The organism is Petrotoga sp. 8T1HF07.NaAc.6.1, from assembly GCF_016772115.1.
GTDB classification, from domain to species: Bacteria; Thermotogota; Thermotogae; order Petrotogales; family Petrotogaceae; genus Petrotoga; species Petrotoga mobilis.
Genome location: NZ_AUPG01000002.1, coordinates 198,307 through 213,170, shown reverse-complemented (window position 1 = coordinate 213,170; position 14,864 = coordinate 198,307). Strand labels below are relative to the sequence as shown.

The following is a 14,864-nucleotide window of genomic DNA, read 5'->3' as shown; positions in this document are numbered from 1 at the left end:
GAATTGAACAGTTTATCCAATCTTTTGGACAACAAAATCTCTGTGGCAAAAATTGTTAATAGCCATGGAGTGCACGGAGAAGTAAAAATAGTACCTTTTACCAACGTAAAAGATGTGATAACGAACTTAGAAGAAGTTCTTTTATACAACACCTCAACCAGAAATTTCTTCTTTAGTAAGGTACTACAAGTTAAACCATTAAATAAATTTTTTGTATTGAACTTACGTGGAATAAAGGACATGGACGAAGCTAAAAAAATGATAGGGTATGAAGTTTTTATCGATAAGAAAGATCTTCCTTCTCTTAATAGTGAGGAATATTACTGGTATGAGATTTTAGATTCTGAGGTGTACTATGAAGATGGGGAATACGTTGGAAAAGTAGAAGAAATAATTCAAACAGGTGCAAACGACGTTATTTCTATAAAAAACCTTGAAGATGATAAAGAAGTTCTCATACCAATGACAGATCATTACATTGTTGAGTTAAAAAAAGAGGATAAAAGTATTATAGTAAAAAAGATAGAGTGGTACGAAAATGGAACAAATCAAGCGGATTAAAATTAGTGTTTTGACTATTTTCCCTGGTATGTTTGATATAATCAGAAACTATGGAGTAATCAAAAAAGCTATAGAAAAAAAATTAGTTGAAATAGATATACTCAATTTAAGAGATTACACAACCGATAAACACAAAGTAACTGATAAACCTGGTTACGGTGGAGAAAATGGAATGGTTATGCTGGCAGAACCTTTTTATCGTTTTTACGATGAATACATACTATCTAAGAACCACAAACCTTATGTAGTTTTACCTTCTCCCCAAGGCGAAGTATTTAATAACGATTTAGCTTTTGAGTTAGCAAAAAAAGAGGAATTAGTTTTTTTCTGTGGAAGATACGAAGGAATAGATGAAAGGGTTAGAAAGATCGTTGACAAAGAAGTTTCAATAGGAGATTATGTTTTAACCGGCGGTGAAATCCCTACCATGGTTATTATTGAAACTCTTTTAAGATTTTTGCCCGGAGTAATAGGTTCAAAAACAAGCGTGGAAAACGATTCCTTTTACAATGGGCTTTTAGATTATTCACACTACACCAAACCTCAGAATTTTAGAGGGATGCAAGTGCCGGAAATTCTGTTAAGTGGGGATCATGAACGTATTAGAATCTTTAGAAAAAAAAGACAGTTTGTTAAAAACGATATTGAAGAGGCCAGATCTATTTATAAAGAAAGAATTAGATGAAGAAGAAAAAAAGATTTTAGTAGAGATTATTCAAGAAATGTTTAACAAAAACCCTGATAATTTTAAGGAGTCCAAAGATGTTTGATAAACTATATGTGGCCTTAATTCACTATCCTATTCTAAAAAAAGACGGAAGTATTGTTTCAACAGCCGTTACAAATTTTGATGTTCACGATATTTCAAGAACCTGTAGAACTTATAATGTTAAAAACTATTTCTTAGTTACTAACTTGCCTGCTCAACGAAAGATTGTAGAAAAAGTTTTAGATTACTGGCTCAACGGATATGGAGGAGAATTTAATCCCAACAGAAAAGAAGCGCTTGAAATATTTAAAATAAAAAATTACCTGGAGGACGTTATCGAAGAAATAGAAAAAAATGAAGGAGAACGACCAAAGATAGTTTTCACTTCTGCTAAAGCAAGAAATAATGTAGTTTCTTTCGAGGAACTAAAGAACCAGATAAAAGATTCCGATCATCCATTTTTAATTCTTTTTGGAACCGGTTGGGGAATGCCAGAAGAAATTAGAGAAATTTCTGATTACGATTTAGAACCTATTAGAGCTAATGGAGAGTTCAATCATCTTTCTGTCAGAGCAGCAGTTGCAATAACGCTTGATAGATTAATAGGTGAAATTGTTTGATTTCTATACTCTTCTGTGGGAGAGATTATGGAGCGGGGCGAAGGGGCCCTAAAATAAGTTTTAGAGTTTCTAAAAGACACTATATCAAAAATAATATTTGGGAGGTTTTAAAAATGGACAAAATCATAAATGCAGTAGAAACAAATTATAAAAAAGAAGATATCCCTGAAATTAGGCCGGGAGATACTGTAAGAGTCAACGTGAAAGTTGTTGAAGGGGAAGGTGAAAAGAAAAGAGAAAGAATCCAACCCTTTGAAGGACTAGTAATAAAAATAAGAGGCGCTGGCCTAGGACGTTCTTTCACTGTTAGGAAAATGGGAGCAGATAGAGTAGGTGTTGAAAGAATCTTTCCATTTCATTCCCCATCAATAAGCAGCATAGAAGTACTGAAAAAAGGTAAAGTTAGAAGGGCTAAACTTTATTACCTGAGGGATGTTAAAGGGAAGATAAGGATCAAAGAGAGGAAGGATTGAGCCTTTTGAAAGAGGCTACTAAGAAGAAAATTAAAGATGAGACCTTAGATTGGATTTACGCCATAATATATGCATTGATATTTGGAACAATTATCAGACTGTACGTATTTGAAACAATGATGGTTCCAACACCTTCTATGGTTCCAACAATTCAAGTATACGACAGGTTGTTTGTAGAAAAAGTTACTTATGAATTTGCCGAACCAAATAGAGGCTCGATAGTGGTCTTTTGGACACCTTTTGTGGACATTAGGGCCCAACAACAGTTACGTACTTTTGATAGGTTTATGGATTTTTTTGCTCCAGCACAATTTGAGGACCATGTAAAATACGTTAAGAGATTGGTAGGGAAACCGGGGGATACCTTAAGACTGGTACCGGTTGAAGAAACGTTTTGGGAAGATATTAAAAACGGAGAAATTCAAAGTACTCCCGAATGGTTAGATTTTATTATTGATTATTATGAAAGTGTAGATTATATCCCAACCCAGATAAAAAACAAGGTTTCAAAACTAGAAATAAACGGAGAAATACTACCTGAATTTGAAAATATTTATTATTTAAGAGATGCAATATTTGAGGATCCTAAATTTTTTGATTATATAGCCTATCCCGATCAATACCGTTATGAAATTGCTACATCTGATTTATTTTTTATGTATAAGGATAACTTCACGGGTAGGTTGATACCAGCTAAACCCACTATTGAATGGTACAGAGAAATGAGAGATACACTCTTATTTACCGATTTTTATGAAAATGAACTTTCAAAATTGGATTTACCTTCCTTAATATTCAAAGATGAAGAAGGCCTTGTAAATATAAAAATTCCAGAAGGATACTATTTCTTCATGGGTGATAATACATTGGAAAGTCAAGATAGCCGCTTTTTTGGATTTGTTCCTGTTGAGAATGTTATTGGAACAACTTTTTTAAGAATTTACCCGTTTGACAGGTTCGGTAAGATATAGATAAGTATATTAAAAACCGCCAAAAGGCGGTTTTTTAAGTTTAAGAATGGCGGAGACGGTGGGACTCGAACCCACACGGGGTGTAACCCCATCGGTTTTCAAGACCGACGCCTTAGCCAATTAGGCTACGTCTCCAAAACAATATGAATAAAATGTCCAACCCACAGGAATTATAACATATAAGGAGCTCTTTGTCAATGAAAGAATCGGATGAAAAGGTCCAAAAAATTAATAAATACATTGATATGCTGATTAACTATCCAGTAAATTTGACTGCCTATGAAAACGAAAAGGATGCCTTTGAAAACCTAATTTTAGACAGTATAATTCCTATTGAGGCAGAAGACAGCTTTTTAAATTCAAAAAAAATTGTAGATATAGGAACCGGAGGAGGTATACCTGGTTTAGTATGGGCTATATACTTCCCAGAAAAAGAGTTTTATCTAGTAGATAGCGTATCAAAAAAGGTAGAAGCTTTGAAAACTTTTATAAAAGAGTTAAAATTAACTAACGTTTATTTGTTCTGTGAAAGAGCAGAAGATTTTGCAAAAACTCACAGAGAATATTTTGACTTTGCAACGTGTAAAGCGTTAGCCAGAAGTGATATCGCATTAGAATATTTGGCACCACTCGTGAAAGTAAATAGCTATATATCTCTATTCAAAGGCCCATCATACTACACAAATGAAATGAAATATACACAAAATGTGTTGAACAAGTTAAATATTGCAGAGTTTAAAGAAATTGAATACGAAATCGGAGAAGACAAGAAGAAAAGGTATTTTATACTTTTTAAAAAAATTGGAACTACCTCTCAAAACTATCCAAGGCAAGTAGGTATTCCAAAAAAATTCCCTTTAGGAGAAACGAAATGATCAAAATTATTGTTGATAAGCCTTATGAAGGTTCTATGAATATGGCATTAGACATATCAATAGCCAAACTCAGTGCAATAAGAAAAATTTCTACATTAAGGATCTACCAATGGAAATACCCTACCTTATCCCTTGGGAAACATCAAAAAACAGATAACCTAAACTGGGAGTTTATAAAAAGTAAAAATATCTCTGTTGTAAGAAGACCCTCAGGTGGGAGAGCGGTTTTACATAAGGATGAAATAACCTATTCCTTTTCAACTTTCGTTAAAAACGAAAACTTACCAAATAATCTACTTGCCAGCTACATGAAAATCTCCCAAGCGCTAATAAGATCATTAAACGAATTAGGAATAGAAGCAGATCTTGAAAGTTCAAAAAAAGAAGGTGTAACTAAAGATCTTTGCTATGATGCACCCTCATTTTATGAAGTGAAAGTTAATGGAAAGAAACTAATTGGAAGCGCACAATACAGAACAGCGAATTTCATTCTACAACATGGTTCAATTCCAATTAAACATGACTATGAAACCTATATTAATTCTTTTAAATATTCTCATACTGATTGGATAAAACATCATTTAACTAGTTCTACCATCGATTTAGAAACAATTTTAAAAAAACCTATTTCAAAGATGGATATAGTCAAAGCTTTTGAAATAGGTTTTAAATCGGTCTTCAAAGAAGAAATATCAGAAGGCTTTTTAGAACACGACGAAATAATTCTTGCACAAGAAATAAAAAATAATTTCACCGTTCTGGAGGAAAAGATTTAACAATTTGATTTACCAAGGGTTTTAAGCTTTTTTGAGTCAATAGATTAGCATACTCAACATTTATCCATTCTTTAATCCATTTTTCTGCGTTTGATTCGGGAATTAATTTATCCTCTTTAAACAATTCATCACCTTGGGCAGAGTTCAATATCTTTGCAAAGATGTCTGATACAAAAGCTTCTGTTGCGTCTCTTACACTCACTTCATTATAATTTATACCAGTTACATTAAATGCGGGACCAATTATGTTCGCCATCTACATCACCACCAAATCAGCATATAGGTAAGCTTGGGCGCTTTGAATAATCGCAATTATATCTTGAGGAGTTGCTCCAGCTGTTTTCAGAGCTGTAATCAAATTTGAAATCGTTGCAGGTTTCCCACTTATTTTTCCGTTTTCAACACTTACACTGAAGTTACCATAACTAACAGTGAAATCTGCTATTTCAACATCTCCTCCCAAAACTATCGTTCCCGTTTTTTCGTTAATTACTATCTTGGCTTTTACATCGGGAGTTATCTCTATTTCTTCAATTAAAGCTAAAAAAGATATAATATCATCTTCAAAATATTTAGGCACTTCTATCCTAATTGACGATGGATCAAGAGCTTTTGCAATTTTTAATGAAAAAGTTGAGTTTATTGCGTTGGCAACCCTCGCCGATGTTGTTATATCCGGTTGTTTCAAGTTGATAGTCACAGTGTTTTCATTTACAATCTGTGCAGGAATTTCTTTTTCTATAATTGCCCCTTCAGGAATGTACCCGACAACTTTGTATCTTTCTTGCAGGTTAGATGATGAACGAATATTTGCTCCTCCTGTTAAGACATTCCCTTGTGCAACGGCATAAACTTTATTATCAGCACCATAGAGGGGTGTTTGCATTAAAACTCCATTTTCAATCGAGTCAGAATCTCCTATAGCAGCTACGGTGACGTCTAATCTCATACCTTCCTTGTAAAAAGAAGGTATATCAGCAAAGACCATAACAAGTGCTGTATTTTCTGTTTCTACATAAGAGGTAAGATTGATGTTAAAGTTGGCTAGCATATTGTTTATCATTTCAGAGGGTACGTCCCCTGAATCACCACTACCATTTAACCCTGTAACTAAACCTATTCCAAATAATTGATTGTCCCTTGCACCTCTGAAATCAGATATATCTTTTATTCTAACACCGGCAAAGACATATACGTTTATAATTAAAATTAATAAAAAGGTGACAAATAAATTTTTCCTCATTTTGACTCCCTTCTAAAAGAATATATTTGCTATTCCTGAAAGTATCGAGGTTAACCATGACGGTTCGTTAGGATCCTGTTGGAAAACTATATCACCATCGTACCAAATCTTTGCATTAGCTAAACTGGAAGAATAAATAGTTCCATCTCTTGCTATGTTTTTTGGAGAAACGTATCCTTCAACAATCATAGTATTCCTGTTGTTACCCACTTTAATTTCCTTTTCTCCTCTAATTTTTAAAAGTCCATTTTGGTCCTCTTCTTGGATTACTGCGGATACAAACAGTTGAACCTCTGCAGAAGAAGTGGCACTTTTTTGATCGTTTTGTACACTAACCTGCGTTGGATCTCCAGCCCCAATAGGCAAAAAATTGGATAAATCCACCCCTCCTATATTACTTACTACTGAGTTAACCGTATCAACGGAGGCTTTCTTATAATCAGGCATATTTTCCGATAAAGAGAGGGAAGGATTTTCTGAAACAACGATGGTTACAACATCTCCTACTCCAAAATCCTGGTTATAGTTGTAAATAGAATTACCTTCTTCATCATTTTTATTCCACAATGACTCAGAGAAACCAAAACTAGTTAAAAAATAAAAAAAATCAAGAAAAAAATAAAAAACTTTTGAAAACTTTTTATTAGTCATTCTTACAAACCTCCTAAACTAACAAGAAGTATAGGACCTTCCTTTAGTTTACCAGTTATTATGTTTCCGCTTTCAACATTCCTAACGCTCAAAGTATCTCCAAAATTCGCATTTGTCATAGCCCTTGCCAAAGTAGAAACCTTTATGCCCTCAAATTCTACCAAAACCGTTACAATGTCTCCAGCTTTAACATCAGGTATACGCTTCAAATAAGTTGAATCTACTATTTCACCTTTTTTTACATCTTTTGTTAATTCATAACTTCCAGATCTTAACAATTCTACATCTACAGGTTTATTGTTGATGGTTAGAACGTTTTTAGTAGCTGGTTCTGTTAATTCTTCATTCAACATTGTTCCTCTGGTTAAATCTTTGGAATATACAAGCACTTCTTCATATTTTGATACATTGGCAATAACTGTAAGTACCTTTTGATTGTTTTTATCGTCTTTAATGTTCAAGCTTAAATACAACTTATCGTAGCTTTGAAAGATCTTTATCACTTCTGCTGATAAAACCTTTTCAGGAAGAACCTTTAGATCAATACTATTCACAGTCAAAGAATTGTCGTACTCTTTTATCTTTTGCTGTAAAAAACTTTCTAAATCAATGTAATGAACATCTATATCTGGACTTTCGTTTTTGTATACAACCGTAACCGTACTTTCTTCAAAAACAAGATCAAAATCACTGTAATAACTACTCATTAAACCGTACAAAATTTTAGAAAGCTCTTTTTCAGAATAAATTATCTTATCATTAACTATATAAGAGATAGTCCTATCTGACTTCATTTCTGGGAATATATCTTTGAGAGAAAAAATCCAATCTTCACTGAATATAACTGCCGGAATTGTAAAAACTATGCTCGAAAAAACAATTGATGATGCAAACAACATCACAGAAAAAAATATAATTTTGATTAATCGTGTCAAAGTCATCAACTCCCTGTAATTTAACTAATACCATTAAAAAAGTTCAAGGGAGATTAGTGTTTATCTCTTAACATTTGAAACGGTTCTCAACATTTCATCAGCCGTTGTGATAGTTTTAGAATTAATGTCGTAAGCTCTTTGTGCAACGATCATGTCCACCATCTCTTTAACAACATCGACGTTGGATTTTTCTAAATAACCTTGCTGTAAAGCTCCAAATCCATCCTGACCAGGTATCCCTTCCGTCGGATTACCAGAAGCTGGCGTTTCAGAATATAAGTTATTTCCTAAGGGTTTTAACCCTCCAGGATTTAAAAATCTCACAGTAGTGATATTTCCTACATTTTGAATCGTTCCATCTCCCAAAGAAACACTCACTATTCCATCCGGAGAAACGTTTATTCCCACAGCATTTTGAGGGATCACTATATTAGGAATAACCATCAATCCATCACTGGTAGTAAGTCTACCGTTGGCATCCAATTTAAAAGAACCATCTCTAGTATAGGCTATACTTCCATCTTGCATCTGAACTTGAAAAAATCCATCTCCCATGATTGCTATATCGGTAGAATTGTCTGTTGGCTCTATGTTTCCCAACGTGAAGATCCGTGTTGTTGCAGCCAACCGTGTGCCATGACCAACATAAAGACCTGTTGGTAAAATTGATCCTTGAGCGGTTGGGGTACCGGCTTCTTTTACAGTCGAATATAGCAAATCTTGAAATTCAGCTCTTTGCTTTTTATAACCCGTTGTATCAACATTCGCTAAATTGTTTGAAATGATATCTAACTTTCTTTGTTCCGCATTCATACCAGTTGCAGCATTATACAAAGACACTAACATAATTTACCCCTCCATTTAAAAATCTTTATAATTATCTAAATTAGCTAAAAGTTTGAAGTTATTTCAATGAGCTTTGCGTTGAGTGAATCCCCTGTTGATACTGCTTTTTGTAGTATATCAAACTTCCTATTTGCTTCGATCATCTTAATCATCTCATTTAAAGCATCAACGTTTGAACCCTCTAGAAACCCTTGTCTCATATAGAAGTTATCTGCTTGTCCTATCTCTTCTCCTGTGAAATAATTTTCACCATATTTATTCAAATTCTCTACATTTAGGACGTTTAATCTTGTGTTTGTCCCTGATATATTACCCTCTTCATCCACAAAAAAATTATCCGGATTTACAACTATGGGGTTATTTTCTTCATCTAATACGTAATCACCACTTTTTGTGACAAGGTAATTTTCAGGACTTAGAGAAAATTCGCCATTTCGTGTGTAAAAGTAGTTACCGTTTCTCTCTATTTTAAAAAATCCATCGCCTTCTATTGCAAAATCTAACTTTCCGTTTGTTTCAAGTAAAGATCCTTGTTCGAGATTTGGAATTACATCGTCCAAAACAACCGAACTATAAATGTTTCCTATCGGTTCGCCTTTTCCCTGTGCATTTTGATATGATCTAATCTCTTTTTCGTATACACTTTTAAATAGGTTAAAATCCTTTTTGTAACCTACTGTGTTAAGATTAGCCAAATTGTTGGAAATAGAGTTCAATTCAGCAAAAGAGTTGAGCATACCAGCCGTTGCATTGTATATTCCTCTCATTTTATTTCCCCCTGTGGTGGATGTTTCTAATTTACTTGTACTTTGTTTAATAATTCTATGTCTTCTAACAAAATTCCTGTACCTTTTGCACAAACAAGATGAGGATCTTCCGGAATGTACGTTCTTACGCCAGTTTGCTCTGATATTAATTTATCCAATCCTCTTAGTCTTGCTACTCCTCCTACTACTATAAGTCCATTTTGCATTATATCCGCAGCTAATTCTGGAGGAGTTTTTTCTAAAATATTTTTTATTTTATTAATTATTTCATTCAATATTGGTTTGATTGCATAGAAAATATCGTCCGAAGTTAGTTTTAAATTAGAAGGAAGTCCTGTTTTGATATTCTGACCTTTAACTTCCATTTCAAGATTTTCTTCTTGAGAAAAAGCCTTGCCTATGTCGATTTTTAACCTTTCAGCGGTAGTTTCACCGATCAAGAATTTATATCTTCTTTTAGTATATTTAATTATTTCTTGATCCATGGCTTCACCTGCAACTTTTATCGTTTCACTTATGACACAACCTCCTAAACTCAAAATTGCTAAGTCGGTTGTACCCCCTCCTATATCAATGACCATGTGTCCGTTAGGTTCTGTTATATCTATTCCACTGCCTATAGCGGCGGCTAAAGGTTCGCTTATAAGAAATACTTTAGAAGCTCCAATCCTACTCCCCGCCTCTTTAACCGCCCTTCTTTCAACGTCTGTAGTTAAAGCAGGTATCCCTATGATTAATCGTGGTTTGTACATATTAAAGCCTTTAGATTTGGCTTTTTTGACGAAATATCTCAACACTTCCTCTATGATGCTGGGATCCGTAATAACCCCATCTTGTACAGGCCTAATAATTTGTATTTGACTGGGAGTTTTCCCAACCATATCTTTTGCTTCTTTTCCAATTGCTAACAACTTTTTTTTAATTTTATCAACTGCTACCACTGAAGGTTCTTCAAGGATAATCCCTTGACCACGTTGATATACTACAAAGGTTGCGGTTCCTAAATCTATTCCTAAATCAGATTTTGCCATAATTAACCTCCTGTTTTTTCTTTAAAGGGATTTTAGAAACTCTTTCGTCATTTTACATTAAGGGTTTTCGCCCATTAAAAACCCCCTAATTCAAAATCAAAGCTTATTATAAAAACCGTTTTGCATAAATCTGCAAAATGTGCCTGGCGGGAGTCGAACCCGCATCTTTGGATCCGGAGTCCAACGCTTTATCCGTTAGGCTACAGGCACATTAATTCCTTACAATTAATATTCAATTGAATTTTCTCTCTGTTTTCTTTAGATGTTATGATTAAATCATAATAATCTTTTAGGTCTGATATCAAAGTGGTACTTTCGTACCCTTTTTTGTAGTAGTACCAAAATATCCAAGGGTCTTTGGCAAAGATAGAAAAATTTTCCAACTCATTATTAATAGGAACATCCCAGATCAAAATATCTTTGTAACATGAAAAATCTTTTTTTAGATTATAAACTTCTTTTTCTACTAAGGCAATGGCATTTTCAGGGCTCTGAATAAAATTGGATAGAATGAGTACACTACTATTCTGGTCTTTGGTCCTTTTTACTTTTTTATAACTAACTTCTCCTCTAACCTCGCTATACAAAGAGGAAGTGGTCAATCTTTCATCTACAAAGTAAATTTTGCATCCTATTCTTTCTTTTACCCTTATGGCTTCATCTATACTCAAAAAACTCTGTTTTGAATATCTCCCAGACATGGAAATTGGTAATCCAAACACGATTAAATCATCATGGCTTAAATCCAACGAAACCAAATATTCTAATAGTTTTTCAGACTTTATCGTCTCTTTTGGTAAGGGAATATTTATATCTTGTTTTAAAAAAGCTATCCCACAATTACTCGTCCCATAATCGATTCCATAAACTTTTAAGTTCTTAATAACTCCCATACGATATCTTTCTCCAATTTGACTAAATCATATTTAACTCCATTTTTATCTAATATAAAAATGGCTTTTTCTTTATCTTTAGAGGAAAGGCATAAGACTGGCGCACACGCTTGTAACACAGTTTTTGGGGGAGGAAAGATCTTACAAAAAACGCCGTTCTTCGTTAACATCTCTTTTATTTCTATTATTTGATAATTTTCATTTAGCAAAACCAAATCAAGATCTAACGTTGTTCTCAAATTTTTACTCATTTTATAAACTTCTTGCTCCTTCTTTAGGATTACCTTTCAAGAACTCAATTAATTCTCTTGTGTCTAAATTTTCATAGAAATTTATGGAATTTTTCAATATCCAATTATCTAATATATTTTCCTTAAAATTGGAACTTTCACGTAAATCCTTTAGATTAAAATTATTCAATATTTCTACTTCTTCTTCATTCACCTTTATCAACCCTGCATCTTCCATCACGTTTAAAACGGTCTCTGATAACGATTTATCACCCTTCAAAAGAGAATTTTGTATCTCCTCTACTTTGTAATGACCGTCGGCTATAAAATCATAGACTAGTTTTAATACTTTGAAAGATGGATATTTTCTTGAATACTCGTAAAGTAATTTAACTTTGAACCGATTATTGTAAGCCAATATGATAGTTGTTCTTTGAGTTTTTTTCATCCATGTAGAAACCAGGTCTAAAAGCTCTATGTCCGTCTTTGGAACATCCACAATAATCAAAATTGGAGAAAATTGTTTAACCTCAAACGCTATACCGTTGTTAGAAAAAGAAGTTATATAAAAATTAGCTTTTTCATTTTTAAATTTTTCTCTAGAAATAAGTTTTTCCCTAAAACTCATTGAATGGTTGAAAAGCCTTATATCGTTCTCATCAACTTGTAATTTTTCGTCTAACAGTCTCACTAAAGATTTTTGCCTCTCATAATCGTTCAAAACCAATATTTTTCCATTTCTTTCATTTGTGTAATCCTTCAAAAGTCCCAGAATATTGTTTCTTTCTCTAACCACTTCAAAACTATTATTATTCGAGAAAGATATAAGGATTTTAAATCCTGCTCTTTTTAAAAATTCTTTTAGCTCTTCGCTGTAAATAGAACTAAAAATACTAATTTTAGACTTTTGAAGAGCATATTTTCTAAATTGCTGATATTCAGGCACTTTTCTAACTACCGGATGAAATAATGAATAGTATGGTTCGTCAATAATAATTTCAGTTTGCATAGAATCAAGTAATTCACGATTTTTAATAAATTTGGGTACTGTAACGAATATCACACTATAATTAGATATAAGTTCTGGCGTAAGGGTGTATTGATTGTCAAAATATAATAAATTCTCAGGAAAATAAGTGTTTATTATCTTATATATATGTTCCAACAAACTGTTTGTTGCAGAAACAATTATCAGCTTTTGATGTTCTTCTAATGATAACTGAACCTTTTTCAGTAAAGAATCGTTTTTTATCTTACTTGGAAGAAACATCGCTACCTTATTTCTAGTTAAATTATCGTTTAATATTTCTACATTCATGATCTTGTTCAACTCATCATGAAGAATATTAGATGCAAAGTTCCATTTTGCAGTTTCATCTTGTTGTATTTCCTTATTAACCATCAAATCTTGCAAGTAAAATTTAACATAACTATTTTTTAAATTATAAGAGTTCTCTATTCTAAAGGTACCCACAAGATCTGTAAATAGGTCTTTTTTACTATTCTCTGTTAGCTCGCTTAATTTGTAACCCAAATCGTAACCTAAAACATCTATGATTAAGGAATCTTTATTGAGCGTTCCTGAAAAACTTTGAGCACCATTACGAAAGAATCTGATGTTTTCTAATTTAGCGTTTCTTATCAAAAAAACTGGTTCTTGATTCCCATAACCAAAAGGTTCTAACTTGTTTATATCTTCAAACATCGTTTCCCATATTCCTTCTATCTCCATATCCACATCAATTTGAGAAGTTAATTTTTTATCTCCATATAACTCTTTGTAAACCTCGTTAATCTCCTTTCTCAAAGCTTCTATATTTTTAGAAAGAATGGAAAAACCTGCAGCAAACTTATGACCGCCGAACTCTTCAAAAATCCCTCTTTCATTGACTTTGAGGAGGAGCTCCATTAAATCTATGCCCTGCGGACTTCTTCCGGAACCTTTACCCATTTCTTGATTTTTTGATATCATCAAAACGGGTTTATTGAATTGATTTGACAGTTTGGAAGCCACTATCCCAAGAACTCCCATATGCCAGTCTTCTCCACTTAACACCAATACCGGATCCTTTTTGTGCTGAGGGTACAAATCTAACAAACTTAAAGAGTATAAATAGATTTCCTTTTCGGTACTTTGCCTTTTTGAATTTAGCCGGAGTAATTCTGAAACCGCTTTTTTTAATTTTTCTTCATCTTTCTCGGTCAACAATTTAAACGCCGCGTGTGCGTCTGACATCCTTCCCGCAGCGTTTATCTTCGGAGCAATCTTAAAAGTGATGGCACGTGAATTTATCTCAGAATCAACTATCTTCAATTCATCGAGTAAATATTTTAAACCTTTCATTGGATTAGTTTTTAATTTGTTCAATCCTATCTTAACCAAGTATCTATTTTCTGAGGTTATCGAGACTATATCAGCAATAGTACCCATTGCCACAAGGTCTATATATTCAAAAGGATCTAAAGAATTATCGTAACTTTTGTAGAGAGCTTGTAGCAATTTAAAAGTTACACCAACCCCTGCTAGATCTTTGAAAGGATATTCATCGTCTTCTCTTTTTGGGTTCAATATCGCATCTGCATTTGGAAGATTTTCTTGAGGTAAATGATGATCGGTAACTATAACTTTCATTCCAAGACTTTTTGCATAGTCAATTTCTTGTATGGATGTTGTACCACAATCAACAGTAATAATATTATTATAATTTTTGCCTTTTAACTCTGCTATAGCCTTAACGTTTAGACTATAACCTTCTTCTATTCTAGATGGAATGTAAGAAGTTACATCATAACCCAATTTTTTTAAACCAAGATACAAAACCGAAGTCGCAGTCACACCATCAACATCGTAATCGCCGAAGATCGCCACTTTTTCCTGTTTTTCTTTGATTTGTTTGAGAATTTCTACGGCTTTTGACATATCTTTCATCAAATAAGGATCAAAACTCTCCAAATCCAAATGATTTAAAAACCTATCTCCTTCTTCTGGTGTTTCAATATTCCGAGACACTAAAAGTTTCGCCAAAAAATCGGAAATTCCCAAAGCTTTAGATAAGGTTTTTGCAACTTTTTCTTTTTCTTGATAACAAGGACGCTTTGGGTCCCAAAAAACCTTCCATTTACTTTCCATATTAAATTTCTCCCTTCTCTTATTTTTTTCTTTATAAATATTATACATTATTAGTACTAAAATATTAAAGAAAGATTTGTAAAGATTCAAAAAAGCTAAATTGTTGTATAATATTGAAGACTGGATCAATACAATTAGAAGAGGTGCAATTTG

16 protein-coding genes, 2 tRNA genes and 1 pseudogene are annotated in these 14,864 nt (G+C 33.1%); 7 read left to right on the top strand and 12 right to left on the bottom strand.

Annotated elements, in window-relative coordinates; genetic code table 11:
- Positions 1-3 precede the first annotated feature (3 nt).
- From rimM to lepB, 5 genes and pseudogenes are all read left to right on the top strand, one after another.
- Positions 4-561, top strand: coding sequence for a ribosome maturation factor RimM (rimM, locus tag NAAC61_RS02535; protein WP_158245387.1), 558 nt, complete (start codon positions 4-6; stop codon positions 559-561).
- Positions 539-1,331: pseudogene (gene trmD / locus NAAC61_RS02530) on the top strand (tRNA (guanosine(37)-N1)-methyltransferase TrmD). The gene rimM and the pseudogene trmD overlap by 23 nt, the downstream one beginning before the upstream one ends.
- Positions 1,324-1,890 (top strand): RNA methyltransferase, encoded by a 567-nt coding sequence (locus NAAC61_RS02525; protein WP_202695220.1) that lies wholly within the window; start codon positions 1,324-1,326, stop codon positions 1,888-1,890. Before trmD ends, NAAC61_RS02525 begins: the two are co-directional and overlap by 8 nt.
- 113 nt (positions 1,891-2,003) lie before the next feature.
- On the top strand, positions 2,004-2,363 hold the full coding sequence (gene rplS / locus NAAC61_RS02520) for a 50S ribosomal protein L19 (protein ID WP_103065975.1): 360 nt from the start codon (positions 2,004-2,006) through the stop codon (positions 2,361-2,363).
- Between the two features lie 5 nt (positions 2,364-2,368).
- Positions 2,369-3,334, top strand: coding sequence for a signal peptidase I (gene lepB, locus NAAC61_RS02515; protein ID WP_202695229.1), 966 nt, complete (start codon positions 2,369-2,371; stop codon positions 3,332-3,334).
- 47 nt (positions 3,335-3,381) lie between these two features.
- Here lepB and NAAC61_RS02510 read toward each other — a convergent pair.
- Positions 3,382-3,469 (bottom strand) — tRNA-Ser (locus NAAC61_RS02510).
- 62 nt (positions 3,470-3,531) lie between these two features.
- On the opposite strand from NAAC61_RS02510, the gene rsmG reads away from it, so the two are divergent.
- Together rsmG and NAAC61_RS02500 are read left to right on the top strand one after the other, a co-directional pair.
- Positions 3,532-4,209 (top strand): 16S rRNA (guanine(527)-N(7))-methyltransferase RsmG, encoded by a 678-nt coding sequence (gene rsmG / locus NAAC61_RS02505; RefSeq protein ID WP_202695219.1) that lies wholly within the window; start codon positions 3,532-3,534, stop codon positions 4,207-4,209.
- Positions 4,206-4,985: a lipoate--protein ligase family protein gene (locus NAAC61_RS02500; RefSeq protein WP_202695218.1), complete on the top strand. Its 780-nt coding sequence runs from the start codon at positions 4,206-4,208 to the stop codon at positions 4,983-4,985. Before rsmG ends, NAAC61_RS02500 begins: the two co-directional genes overlap by 4 nt.
- Here the strand turns inward: NAAC61_RS02500 and NAAC61_RS02495 are convergent.
- From NAAC61_RS02495 to recJ, 11 genes are all read right to left on the bottom strand, one after another.
- The gene (locus NAAC61_RS02495) at positions 4,960-5,241 is read right to left on the bottom strand and encodes a hypothetical protein (RefSeq protein ID WP_202695217.1); all 282 of its coding nucleotides are present in this window, start codon (positions 5,239-5,241) and stop codon (positions 4,960-4,962) included. The genes NAAC61_RS02500 and NAAC61_RS02495 overlap by 26 nt on opposite strands.
- On the bottom strand, positions 5,242-6,228 hold the full coding sequence (locus NAAC61_RS02490; protein ID WP_121514514.1) for a flagellar basal body P-ring protein FlgI: 987 nt from the start codon (positions 6,226-6,228) through the stop codon (positions 5,242-5,244).
- 12 nt (positions 6,229-6,240) lie between these two features.
- Entirely contained in the window at positions 6,241-6,879 is a 639-nt protein-coding gene (locus NAAC61_RS02485) for a flagellar basal body L-ring protein FlgH (protein ID WP_202695216.1), read from the bottom strand.
- Between the two features lie 2 nt (positions 6,880-6,881).
- Positions 6,882-7,814, bottom strand: coding sequence for a flagellar basal body P-ring formation chaperone FlgA (gene flgA / locus NAAC61_RS02480; RefSeq protein ID WP_202695215.1), 933 nt, complete (start codon positions 7,812-7,814; stop codon positions 6,882-6,884).
- A gap of 60 nt (positions 7,815-7,874) precedes the next feature.
- Entirely contained in the window at positions 7,875-8,660 is a 786-nt protein-coding gene (gene flgG, locus NAAC61_RS02475) for a flagellar basal-body rod protein FlgG (protein WP_202695214.1), read from the bottom strand.
- Between the two features lie 44 nt (positions 8,661-8,704).
- Positions 8,705-9,427: a flagellar hook-basal body protein gene (locus NAAC61_RS02470; protein ID WP_103065982.1), complete on the bottom strand. Its 723-nt coding sequence runs from the start codon at positions 9,425-9,427 to the stop codon at positions 8,705-8,707.
- Positions 9,428-9,453: 26 nt separating this feature from the next.
- The gene (locus NAAC61_RS02465) at positions 9,454-10,458 is read right to left on the bottom strand and encodes a rod shape-determining protein (RefSeq protein ID WP_103065983.1); all 1,005 of its coding nucleotides are present in this window, start codon (positions 10,456-10,458) and stop codon (positions 9,454-9,456) included.
- A 138-nt stretch (positions 10,459-10,596) separates the two neighbouring features.
- Positions 10,597-10,668, bottom strand: a tRNA-Arg gene (locus NAAC61_RS02460).
- Positions 10,659-11,351, bottom strand: coding sequence for a RuvX/YqgF family protein (locus NAAC61_RS02455; RefSeq protein ID WP_202695213.1), 693 nt, complete (start codon positions 11,349-11,351; stop codon positions 10,659-10,661). The genes NAAC61_RS02460 and NAAC61_RS02455 overlap by 10 nt, the downstream gene beginning before the upstream one ends.
- Positions 11,330-11,602, bottom strand: coding sequence for a putative Se/S carrier-like protein (locus tag NAAC61_RS02450; protein WP_012208186.1), 273 nt, complete (start codon positions 11,600-11,602; stop codon positions 11,330-11,332). The genes NAAC61_RS02455 and NAAC61_RS02450 overlap by 22 nt, the downstream gene beginning before the upstream one ends.
- Before the next feature lies 1 nt (position 11,603).
- Entirely contained in the window at positions 11,604-14,711 is a 3,108-nt protein-coding gene (recJ, locus tag NAAC61_RS02445; protein ID WP_202695212.1) for a single-stranded-DNA-specific exonuclease RecJ, read from the bottom strand.
- Positions 14,712-14,864 lie beyond the last annotated feature (153 nt).

Excerpts from the sequence above, each read along its gene's own strand:
- NAAC61_RS02525 (WP_202695220.1), top strand. The coding sequence starts at position 1,324 with ATGTTTGATAAACTATATGTGGCCTTAATTCACTATCCTATTCTAAAA.
- rplS (WP_103065975.1), top strand. The coding sequence starts at position 2,004 with ATGGACAAAATCATAAATGCAGTAGAAACAAATTATAAAAAAGAAGAT.
- rsmG (WP_202695219.1), top strand. The coding sequence starts at position 3,532 with ATGAAAGAATCGGATGAAAAGGTCCAAAAAATTAATAAATACATTGAT.
- NAAC61_RS02500 (WP_202695218.1), top strand. The coding sequence starts at position 4,206 with ATGATCAAAATTATTGTTGATAAGCCTTATGAAGGTTCTATGAATATG.
- NAAC61_RS02495 (WP_202695217.1), bottom strand. The coding sequence starts at position 5,241 with ATGGCGAACATAATTGGTCCCGCATTTAATGTAACTGGTATAAATTAT.
- NAAC61_RS02490 (WP_121514514.1), bottom strand. The coding sequence starts at position 6,228 with ATGAGGAAAAATTTATTTGTCACCTTTTTATTAATTTTAATTATAAAC.
- NAAC61_RS02485 (WP_202695216.1), bottom strand. The coding sequence starts at position 6,879 with ATGACTAATAAAAAGTTTTCAAAAGTTTTTTATTTTTTTCTTGATTTT.
- flgG (WP_202695214.1), bottom strand. The coding sequence starts at position 8,660 with ATGTTAGTGTCTTTGTATAATGCTGCAACTGGTATGAATGCGGAACAA.
- NAAC61_RS02470 (WP_103065982.1), bottom strand. The coding sequence starts at position 9,427 with ATGAGAGGAATATACAATGCAACGGCTGGTATGCTCAACTCTTTTGCT.
- NAAC61_RS02465 (WP_103065983.1), bottom strand. The coding sequence starts at position 10,458 with ATGGCAAAATCTGATTTAGGAATAGATTTAGGAACCGCAACCTTTGTA.
- NAAC61_RS02455 (WP_202695213.1), bottom strand. The coding sequence starts at position 11,351 with ATGGGAGTTATTAAGAACTTAAAAGTTTATGGAATCGATTATGGGACG.
- NAAC61_RS02450 (WP_012208186.1), bottom strand. The coding sequence starts at position 11,602 with ATGAGTAAAAATTTGAGAACAACGTTAGATCTTGATTTGGTTTTGCTA.
- recJ (WP_202695212.1), bottom strand. The coding sequence starts at position 14,711 with ATGGAAAGTAAATGGAAGGTTTTTTGGGACCCAAAGCGTCCTTGTTAT.